Origin of the sequence: Pelodictyon phaeoclathratiforme BU-1, assembly GCF_000020645.1 — a bacterium.
GTDB classification, from domain to species: domain Bacteria; phylum Bacteroidota; class Chlorobiia; order Chlorobiales; family Chlorobiaceae; genus Chlorobium; species Chlorobium phaeoclathratiforme.
In genome coordinates this window covers 2666583-2678619 of the sequence record NC_011060.1, presented here as the reverse complement: position 1 = coordinate 2678619, position 12037 = coordinate 2666583, and the positions used below count along the sequence as shown (strand labels likewise).

The following is a 12037-nucleotide window of genomic DNA, read 5'->3' as shown; positions in this document are numbered from 1 at the left end:
CTGGTTGGTGTGTTTTGGGCGGCAAAAAGCAGGAATTTCGGTTTCCATAGCATTAAATTTCATTGTTCTACATAAATAAATAAACAGATAAAACTATGTCATTAATTCCTCCTTCAATTACGACAGGTTCATTGGAAAGCTGGGAGTATTTTGCCTCCTACGGTGACCTGAGGGGCTGGGCGCTGCTTGATGGCGTGCTGAATGCGGCTGATTCTACGAATGCTGCATGGCATTATAACATGCATGCCAGTGCAGAAAATCGTTCAATTGTCTTTGATGCATGGGAATATCTTGCATCGAACATTGATCTTATGAACTGGCTTGGTGCTGACGGCATTACCGATGCTGACGCAATCAAGGCAGCACAGCACTATATTACGAACGGTGCGGCTGAGGGACGTTCAATGGGCACCTTTGACTCTGCAGCCTATCTTGCAGCAAATGCTGATTTGAGAGATTGGCTTGGCGCTACCAATTATGATGCAGCGGCCAAACACTACATTCAGTTCGGTCGTGCGGAAATTGCAGCCGGCACTCCTGGTCGTCTCCTGAGACTCGATAACAGCTTCACGCTTACGACTGATGATGATACCGCAACAGCCAATGTGTTCAACTCGGCGCCAAAGCTGGTTCCCGGCACAGGCTACCTGACGACACTTTCAGACAACGACGTCTTGACAGGTATCGGCACCAACCCTACGCTGAATGTTGAAATTGGCACACAGACTGATTTCACTTCAGAGGAGGCCATGATTCAGCCAACACTCAATGGCATTACTACAGTTAATGTTGCCTGGACGAGTGATGATGTTACAGAATTGATTCTCGCTGATGCAGATTTGCTGCAGACATTGAATGTTACACGCATCACGGCAACCAATGCCTCTGTCAAGCATACTGAATTGAGCGCTACGGTATCAACAATTACCCTGAACGATGCAACCCGTTCCGGAACCGTTGACTTCACTACAAGAGAAGAGGTTCTCACAGGAACGTCAGACGTTCTGGCCTTCGGTGTGAACAATGTTCGTGTTCACAAAGTGACGCTGAACGAGGGTGGCGATAATGATGCTGACCTTGGTTTCTACTACGAAACCATCAACATGGCATCGAACGCCACGAACGACGTTGATGCGCTGACGATCGGCGCTAACACACGCGAAGATCTGCAAAATGATTTACCCTCTGGCACAACAACCCAGACACTGAGCATTACAGCCGGCGCTTCAGTCGGTGCTGCGGGTTCCCTTGAAATCAACCAACTGACGGCAAATGGTCTGGAGACCATCAACATCGTCGCGAACCACCGTGTTGATATCGTCAAAGACAAACTCCTTCCCTTATCTCCAGGCAACGATGGTATCTCGACAAACGATCTGGAAACTGTGAACATTTCCGGCGCAGCCAACGTCATGATTGATGGCCTCGATACCACCAAGCAGGATGCCGGAGTAGTGCTGACCGTGAACGCAGGTACCATGACCGGCAACCTGAAACTTGGTGTTCAAACGCCTTCCGATGGTAACCCTTCGACACTCTACGCATTCCGTGCAGACGAAGATCTGAAAGTCACGTCAGGATCCGGCAATGACCAGATTCACACTTACGGTGTGCTTGCAGGCGATATCTCCACCGGCTCTGGTAACGACGTTGTTGCTATCCGTGGTTGTGAAATGGGTTCCGCCGACGTCGAAGGTGTATCGCAGATTGATACCGGTACCGGTAACGATAGCGTAACAGCCGCATCATTGCTGGTGACAGCTCATGACAAGGACGAATCAAACAACACCGGTTTTGACGATGTAACAGCAGCTTCGATTGTGACCGGCGATGGCAACGACTCTGTTACAGTAACAAGCTTGACAAGCGGTTCCGACTGGGACAACATTACCCTGACTGACGGTAACAAAAATGACCAGCAGAAGAAGATCGGCGCAATTGTAAACACGGGTACAGGCACAGATGCAGTCATCTTTACCATGGTTGCTGAAGGCGCTTTGGTTGATACCGGAGCTGATAACGATACGGTAAGCGCTGGTTTGACAGATTATGCTACTATTCTTGCCGGAGATACCGATGCAGATGTACAGACCCTTGTCGATGCTACACATGGCGACTCCGGTAACGCATACACCGATGAAGTCTCCTCGCTTGGTGTTATTGATCGTCTCGGCGCTATCGTTGATTTGGGCGCTGGTGCAAACGACGTGATCAACTTCACAGAGTCTGATGCCGGTATTGCCGATACCATGTCTTCCGCTCCGACAGAGACAACCCGTTCTGCATTTACTATTGTAGGGCGTGATGCAGAGCTTCGTGGTGCTGAAACCATGAACGTGACGGCACTTGATGATGTCAATGTTGATGTTCTTACCACGATGGCGGATCAGGATACAACGATGGCTGGTTCACAGACAGACCTCAACGTCAACATTATCGGTACCCAAATCCTGAATTTGACGGTAGCGAACCAGATCGAGGATACCGATACGGCTGATACCATTGTACAGCACACGAACGGTTTCCATGCTGTAAATGACAACAACGCTACAGATGGCGCAATCACGACAGACGTTATGCGTTTTGATGCAGCATTGGCAACCATTAACCTTGCCTCACAGGAAAAATGGCTGGAAACGGGTCCGGCAACCGAAAGCTACGAGGCTGGTACCAAGACCACATTCACGTTGAACAACATGCGTGAAGGCGTAGCTTTGACACTTTCAGCATTCGAAGCAACCGGTGTCACCGGTGGCGCTCTTGTTGATGACAGCGTTCTGGCAATCAGCACAACGGATCAGGACACGCTTACGGGTGGTGTACAGGTAACCGGCGCGATTACCACGAATGCGCCAGCTACAGACGTTTACCTGAACATTAACTATGATGGTGCGCGTGACCTGAACGATGCCGCAGCATTGACCATCAATGCCGCAGAAGCATTCGACCTCTCTTTGAATGTTGATTCGCATGTTGCTACCGATACCGTTGGTAACGCAGCTTCAACAACCGACGATGATACAACGCTGGTTGAGAACTTCACCCTCACCTTCTCTGATGCCAATGCGCACTCAGTAGACATGAATGGTTTTGGTGATTTTAACTTCCGCGCAACCCGTGCTCCACTTGTTGCAGGTGATGTCTCTTCCACCGCTGTTACCTCCTTCACCCTGAACTCTGGCGCTGCTGCCGGCGCAGGCATTGAGGTCAACAACGTCAATGCTGACACTATCCGCGTCAACAATGCTGCAGGTACAGCAGTAACTGCTGCAAACGTAACCCTGCGCGTGGATGTCGACAACAACTACAACATTGCAACAGGTTCCGGTACAGACATCATCGACATGCGTCTGGATGATGTTCGTTCGGATGACACGGTATCTGCATTGAACCGTGCCGACACTGTCAGCGCTGGCGACGGTCGCGATACGCTGATTGTTGATGGCAACGATGACCTCGGCACAAACGACAACGCAGGTGTCAGCCCTTCAATGATTGTCAACGATGATGTCTTTATGAATCTTGACAGCATCGAAACGATTCTGGTTGACACGGCAACAGCTAACAACGGTGGAAACGGCGATTTGACGATTACCATCGACGAGCAGGCAGGTACCGGCGCAGGCAACACGAATGTGGATACCATCCGCATGATCGGTAACCAGGATAACCGGCTTGATCTTCTGATCGGTAACAACTTCACGGTTGGTTCAACGGTCAACACCCAGAACATTGCTGGTGGTGCATTGCTGATTGATCTGAATGCACACCTTGCCCAGACCACATTAAACATCGAGAGCAAAGACGATGATACCGATATTCAGTTTGTAAACATGGATATCCAGGTTGCAGCCAAAGGTGGTACCATTATGAACATGGTCAACTCCGGCTCACAGACGGCTACGGTTGAAGTTCGTGTTTATACCGCTGATGAAAACGATGCACATGTCATCAGCTCCAGTAACACTGGTACCGGTGATGGAAATGTTGATATCAACACCGGCTATGTTGGCAGCGCAGCTACCCTGGCAGCAGGCGCTTTCGACAAACTCGTTTTGGTTGAAGGTGCAACGGCAAACGACGGTGGCGCTGAGGGAGCCATGACCATTGCGATCGCCGATCGCTGGACTGGCAGTACCTTTACCGTAGACGCCTCGGCAGTGCTCGATACTGACGCAAACCTCTCTACTGGTGGTGCAGCAATCTCTGTTGAGTATGGAGATACCGCTACATTGCTGATCCATGGTACACAAAACAGCGATACCATCATCGGCGGACGTGGAACAGACACCATTAATGGCTGGGCCGGTAACGACATCATCGTTGGTGACGAAGTAACAAATCAGCCAGAGCTGGAAGTTGTAACCTTTGCAGCAACGTATGATGCCGGGGATGTGATTACGGTTACGCATAACGGTCAATCCATTATTGCAACAATCGGTACGGACGGAGTAAACGGTGCCGCAGTTGCAACTGCGATTGCAGCATATGATGGTGCTGGATCAGACGGTTTGGCAGATAGCATCACAACGGCAGGTACGCAGTTTGGTTCTGCTACTGCTGTTGCTGCTGCTGACAAGCTTCGTTTGACCGGTGCAGTTGCTGGTACAGACTACACGGTAACAGCTACGACGAACAATGCCGGTGACAACACGCCACAGATACAGACCTTGACGGTTTCACGTACTGGGAGTCTTAACCCTTTTGATAATGATACTGAGACTGTTGAAGTTCAATGGGAAGGTACCAGTTACCAAATCGCGACCGTAAAAGAACAATCATTACCAAATGAAGTTGTAATTACCTATCTCCCTGGTAAAACAGCTTTTGACGCAGCAGTATCAGCAGCTGGATGTACCGCTGTATCAGTAATTTCAGGTACTACACCTACAGCGACTCTTACTGTAACTGTAACAGGTTTGCCAACAGGTGCTCCGTTCGATCCGATGATAGTAAATATCCTTGCTGGTACTTATGCGGGTCAACAGACGACAATGAATTTAAGCACGGTCCCTGGAGATCTGGGATTTGTTCAGCCTGATCCGAGTGTGGCTACTGAAACCGTGGCTCGTTCGGTTATCGGCGCTGCTGATACCATCAACGGTGGTACCGGTAATGACAACATCTCCGGTTTGATTGGCGCTGACGTTCTTGACGGCGGTGAGGGAATCGATACCGTGAACTACAGCCTGAGCCTCGCGGCGGTAACGGTGAACCTTGCAACAAACGTTGTTTCCGGTGGTGATGCCCAGGGCGATACCATCAGCAACTTCGAAAACGTGACGGGTTCAAACTACCACGATGTTCTCACGGGCAGCGATGCAGCGAACACTCTGGATGGCGGTGCTGGTCACGACACGATTTATGGTGGCCTTGGTGCTGACTTGATTCTTGCCGGTGAAGGTCAGGACGTTGTTGACGGTGGCGCTGGTATTGACACCATCAACTTGACTGAGTCTGGTGTTGCTCCTTCAGTTCAGGTTAAGGATACGGTGAGTTCTGATGTTATCTCTCTTGTCAATGCTGACCTGATCACAGGTTTCGCTTCCGGCACAGACAAGTTTGATTACAATGGTGCATTGTTGAACGGTCTGGGTACAAACGCTGATGGCATTGCAGGTACTGATGTTATCACTGCTGCGACATTTGCTGCTGGATTGGGTGACCCTCTTAGCACTGCCGGTGTCGTATTCATCGCTCAAACCGGAGTTGGAAGCGCGGTATTTGCAAATGTGCTTGCATCTACTGCTTCTAACTTGACGACTAACTACGCTGCTCTTGAGGCTCAGTTGCTGGGTGCTGGTGGTGCATTGAACGGTACTATTGTCGGCCTTGATGCTGTTCTGACTCCTGCAGACAGTGCGCTGCTGGTACTCGATAATGGTGTTGGTTCTGTCGTCTTGCGTATAACCAACACAGATGCAACATTGGACACCTTGTCAGCAAATGAGGTGGAGTTGGTTGGTGTATTTGTTGACACTCCAGCTTTGGCAGCGGCTGACTTCATCTAAGCCGAAAGGCAGGATGCTTCAGTTGGCAGCCTCGTTCCCCGAGACTGGTTTACTTCAGTAAGCCAGTCTCGGGAATGCAGAAAGATTATAAAAGCCCCCCGGTGCCTCGCGAGCGCCGGGGGGCTTTTTTTATGGGACTCTTTTAAAATTCAATGTCTCTCTTTCCGGAACCGTTTCGTTCTTTATGGAGTCGGCTGGAGGCCATAAGTGCGGGCTGTGCAATTGTGGTGTGGGTGCAATCACGGGAATGGCTTTCATGAACCATCACCGTTCAGCATTTGCGCAGGGTTGAGGAGGCAACCATCCCAGGGGTGCAGCTCTTTGGTTCTTGACCTCGTCTTGTTTCAGAATACTTGATTTGTCGAAGCCGAACTCTATCTCGAACTTGCGGTTCCAGGTTTAGATCTTGTCGATGTCGTAGAAGTGTGCATAGGAGTCTTGATGTAGTTCTGGAAATTTGGCCTTGGGGCACTTGAGTGTCCAGCAAGAGTAGACTTCTGATTTTTAATTTATGAGAAATAAATATGTGCATTGGTGCGATAAATTAATTAATTTTTGGGAATACGTATATTTTTCAAATACTTCAGGAGATCTCTCATGGTTACCTCAATTGTTGCTGGTTCGCTTGACAGTTGGCAATATCTTGCCTCGTATGCCGATTTGATGGATTGGCTCGGCGCTGATGGCCTTACCGATGCTGACTCTGATACGGCAGCGCAGCATTACAACAATTACGCACGGAGTGAGGGACGTACGATCACCTTTAATGCATGGGAGTATCTTGCCTCAAATCCGGACTTGATGAACTGGCTTGGCGCTGATGGTTTTACCCATGCTGACGCGACAACGGCGACAAAACATTACATCGAGCATGGATATCACGAGGATCGTACCATCACCTTTGATGCGTGGGAGTATCTTGCCTCAAACCCTGACTTGATGAACTGGCTTGGCGCTGATGGCGTCACCGATGCTGATGCGGTTACGGCAGCGAAGCATTACATGCAGTATGGGGTTCACGAGGATCGTACCATCACTTTTGATGCTGCAGCGTATCTTGCAGCGAATGCTGATTTACAGCACTGGATTTATGATCTCCTTCATCTGTCTGGTGATGCGGCAAATGATTTCGCAGCACAGCACTATATTACAAATGGCCGTTTTGAGAATCGTATGGGAACACCCGTAGAAAGCTACGCGTTGACCACTGCCCAGGATAATAAAAGCGCTTACCATTTTACCTCCAACCCTGCCGGAACGCTCAACACCCTGCAAAATTCTGATCAGCTTACCGGGCTTGGTGATGAAGCCACATTGACCGCTGTGCTTGTTAATCCGAACGCGGATGCAGGTTATGTTATTGCTCCCGAGTTGAACAATATCAAGACTCTGGAAGTTGAGTTCGGTGCTACCAGCTATCTCAGCGGACTTGATTTGCAACATGCCGATCAAGCACTTACAACTGTTAATGTTACCGGAGTCTCTTCTGGTGGTTTCGTTATTGATAATCTTCCTGCCAGTGCGAACAATCTTTCGGTTTCCAACACTCAGGGCCTTCCAGATATAACGTTCAGTTGGAGGGGTGTGCCGCCAACTGAATTTCTCCTGAGACTGTTGATATGCGACTTCTATGCCCATAATCTTACTCTTAGTGGTTATACCGAATGGCAGTGGCGTAATATCGTTCTGTGGGCGTGCGGTGATCCAGCCATTGATCTTTTAGATGTAAATACTTTTCCATCAGGGGTTACTGTCAATTCTCTGGAATTGACCATTACTGCATTGGGCGACCTGTTCATTGGTGAGGATTGGAATAAGAATAACAACATTATCGAGCATGACAATGGGTTTACCCCGGACTCGGTTGCAGGCCTTAAAAAAATTACGGTTACAGGCATTGGAACCGGAACCGTTATCCTCGCTTCTGTAGGGAGTGTTAAGGGTTTTGTGCTTGATGGTAGCGCAGCACAGGGCAAAATTGCCGTCAATATCTCCAATGCTGCCGCCGACGCATCGGCAGTATTCACCACAGGCAGTAATGATGATACCGTGCTTGTTGACCGGGTGTTGACTGCGTTTTGGACAAGTAATGATGGTGGTGACTATGGCCCTGCCGTAACCTTTGCGGGCCACCTCAACACCGGATCGGGCAATGACTCCGTTACTGCCCATCATCTTGCAGCAACAGCATCAATCACCACTGAGGCAGGAGAAGATAAGGTTACTCTTGCAACGGATACTTCTGTATTGATTGCCGATGGTGCAGAGATCTTGTTAGGTTCAGACAATGATACCCTCAGGATCACCGTAACCGGTACAGGCGTTGCGCGGATTGAAGGCTCTGTTGATGGAGGCGAAGGTCGCGATACAATGATTGTTGATGGCAACTATGACCTCGGCACAAATAACAAAGCCGGTGTGAGCCCATCAACGGTTATCAACGATGATCTCTTTGTGAAGCTCGACAGTATCGAAACAATTCTTGTTGATACAACAGCGGCTAACGGTGACTTGATGATTACCATCGACGAACAGGTTGGCACTGGCGCAGGCAACACGAATGTGGATACCATCCGCATGATCGGTGAGCAGAATAACCGGCTTGATCTCCTGATCGGTAACAACTTCACGATTGCTCCAACGGTTAACCCGGATAGTTTTGGTGGCGCCGCGCAGACGATAGGTGGCGCCCTGTTGATTGATACACATACACATAGGGTCGCAACCGTGCTGAACATCGAAAACAAAGACGATGATACCGATATTCAGTTTGTAAACATGGATATCCAGGTTGCAGCCAAAGGCGGGAGCATCCTGAACATGGTCACGTCAGCCGCACAGAGCGCACAGGTTGAGGTGCGTGTCTACACCGCGGATGAAAACGATGCACACGTCATCAGCTCAACAAACGCTGGTAATGCTGATGGTTTGGTCGATATCAACACTGGCTATGCTGGTAGCGCAGCAACATTGGCTGCAGGCGCTTTCGACAAACTTGTGGTGCTTGAAGGTGCAACGGCAAACGACGGAGGTGCTGAGGGAGCCATGACCATCACGATCGCTGACGCATGGACAGACAATACAACAGGCTTTACTCTCGACGCTTCTGCGGTATTGGATACGGACGCAAACCTTGCTACCGGTGGTGCAGTGATTACGGTTGAAAATGGTGACCTCGCTGACTTGACGATTCAGGGTACGCAGAACAGTGACGCCATCACTGACGGACGTGGAGCCGACACCATTAACGGTAATGCAGGAAACGACACGATCTCTGCCGGTGAAGGTCAGGATGTCGTTGACGGTGGTGCTGGTATTGACACCATCAGCTTGACTGAGACTGGTGTTGCGCCTTTAGTTCAGGTGAAGGATACTGTGGTATCTGATGTTATCGCTGTTGCTCATGCTGATTTGATCACAGGCTTTGCTTCCGGCACAGACAAGTTTAATTACAATGGTGCACTGTTGAACGGTCTGGGTACGAACGCTGATGGCATCACTGGTATTGATGTTATCACTTCTGCGACGTTTGCTGCTGGATTGGTTGACCCTCTTAGCACTGTCGGTGTCGTATTCATCGCTCAAACCGGAGTTGGAAGCGCGGCATTTACAAATGTGCTTGCATCTACTGCTTCTAACTTGACGACTAACTACGCTGCTCTTGAGGCTCAGTTGCTGGGTGCTGGTGGTGCATTGAATGGTGTTATCGCGAACCTTGATAGCGTTCTGACTCCTGCAGACAGTGTGCTGCTGGTCCTCGATAATGATTCAACCGGTTCTGTCGTCTTGCGTATAACCAACACAGATGCAACAGGGAATACCTTGACAGCAGGTGAAGTGGAGTTGGTTGGTGTATTTGTTAACACTCCAGCTTTGGCATTGGCTGACTTCATCTAAGCCGAAGTTCCCTGTATAAAAAAATGATAACCTATTATATAAAAAGCAAAAAGACGTGAAATCAACTTCCATCTACTGGGTACAAACGAATCAATTCCATTGCACGGGTTTGAAGTGGTGTTGGTTCGGTATCCTGGGAAATCACAGGGCTTCCTGGAGCAGATTTCAGTCTGCACCGGTTTCGACTGCGAGTGCCCAGTTCCATGATAAGCGAGCGAAAACTGTGAACGGGGAATCCCTCTTTGTTTGTTTTTGTACTTTTTTTCTTTTTTGCCGATTTGGATGAGACTGCAGGCTTGATCGGATCGCGCTCTTTCCTGTCCTGAGCAAGTTCTTCATCATCGAAGAGCAAAGGAGCAAGTGCTTGACGCATGTGCCACTCAACATAATAAACCAGCAAGCACAGAAAGATATGGGCACGAACACGTTCGGCATAATAATGGTATATGGGCCGTACCTGCAGGTCAATACTTTTGAAGGTGCGGAAAACCTGTTCAACTTTTGCTAAATTCTTATAGCTTCTTACGGTATCCTCTGCCGACAGGTTCTGTCGGCTTTCGCTGGTGCGAATAACATAGATGCCATCCAACTCCGCTTCTTGTGCGATCGATTCAGCTTTCCTCTTGAAGGAAAACTCTCCGTCAGCAATCGATAGCTCAAAGTGTTTGGCCATTTTATACCCATTGATCACCTTGCCAACCTTTTGACCAATTTCCGATGCACTCAGCGGGGTTTTCGTGCGACGATGAACCTCATCAACAATTTTTTGTAGCTTGTTTTCTGTTGCATCCAATAACTCCTGGCGCTTGCGCCTCCGTTCATCACAGAGCAGGGGGTTGAAGCAGGCGATCAGGCGTTCATCGGGGAAATCTGCCGAAGTTATTTCTGCCAGATTTTTTTCATCAAACAATGACAACTGCAAATGATTATTTGCTGCAAGTTTGCGAATGTTTTCACTTCGCAACGCTGAAATCCACCCAATCCCGGGATGAGTTTTCAGGATATCAATCTGTGTCTGAGTCAATGTACCACGATCTCCAACCAGAACCACTCGCTGCAAGGCAAAACGCTCTTTCAGCTTCTCCACTTGGTCTGCTACGGTACTGGGATCACCAGTGTTACCCGGATAAACCTCAACAGCTATGGGACGCCCCTTGACATCGGTCAGTACTCCGTAGGTAATAATTGGCTTGCCTCGCCGACCCTGTTTATCGTGGCCTAAACGTGCCAGGGGACAACAATGGCCCTCATAAGAGCTATTGCTCACATCATAAAATACGTGTTGACCTTCACCAAGGTGACGGCTTGCAAATCTCTTTTCAAGAACAGGTTGGCGTTCCAGCAACCAGTCCATGGCTGCATACAATTCATCTTCATCAGCATCCTCAACATTGAGTAACTGCGCAAGAGTTGTGCTATGCCATAACCTCGTAGTGGCCAATTTTGAAGATGGCGCAATCAGGCGTTCGACGATCATTGCCAAAACGAGATCACGCTCACGAGTCCGTCGGGCAGCGATCATTTTGTCAAGACCGATAAGACGAATCATCTCAAGAAGAGCTTCAACATGACCATGAGGCAATGAGCGTTCAATTGAAAATACCTCACTGGGTGAGACCAGCGGTTCATTTTTCAAAACCCGTCGTAACGCAGTAACCTGTTCCGGAGGCCAGTTCGAAATATTAGCCACGGTGCGTTTCATGACTTTGTCGTTCTCACGCCAAGACTCACGGAGCAAGATGGCGGGACGAGAGTTTCTATTTGGAATAATATCAACGTGCATGGGTTTAGTATATCACTAAAACCCAAATAAAACAAGCGGCTTGATGTATTTTACATGGGTACAAAATACGTAAATTCCCTGCAATTTATCGAAATTCAATATGTTATACGATTTTACGTCAAGGAACTTCGGTCTAAGCCGAAAGGCAGGATGCTTCAGTTGGCAGCCTCGTTCCCCGAGACTGGTTTACCTCGGTAAATCAGACTCAGGAAGGAATGAAGAAAGATTATAAAAGCCCCCCGGTGCCTCGTGAGCGCCGGGGGGCTTTTTTTTACCCCATCTGTTCCGTTGGTACGGATGCTGTTGGGCGAACTGCTGTTGTGAAAAGAAAAAAATCTATATTGCG

Annotated in this window: 3 protein-coding genes; 2 read left to right on the top strand and 1 reads right to left on the bottom strand. The window is 49.0% G+C overall.

Annotated features, from left to right (window positions below; all coding sequences use genetic code 11):
- The first annotated feature begins 95 nt into the window (after positions 1 to 95).
- Entirely contained in the window at positions 96 to 6011 is a 5916-nt protein-coding gene (locus PPHA_RS12770; protein ID WP_012509230.1) for a hemolysin-type calcium-binding protein, read from the top strand.
- A 597-nt stretch (positions 6012 to 6608) separates the two neighbouring features.
- Positions 6609 to 9908, top strand: a complete 3300-nt coding sequence (locus PPHA_RS12765; protein WP_012509229.1) for a beta strand repeat-containing protein — start codon at positions 6609 to 6611, stop codon at positions 9906 to 9908.
- Between the two features lie 61 nt (positions 9909 to 9969).
- Here the strand turns inward: PPHA_RS12765 and PPHA_RS12760 are convergent, their stop codons facing one another.
- Complete coding sequence (locus tag PPHA_RS12760; RefSeq protein WP_012509228.1) at positions 9970 to 11691, bottom strand: IS1634 family transposase; 1722 nt, start codon at positions 11689 to 11691, stop codon at positions 9970 to 9972.
- Between the last annotated feature and the right edge of the window lie 346 nt (positions 11692 to 12037).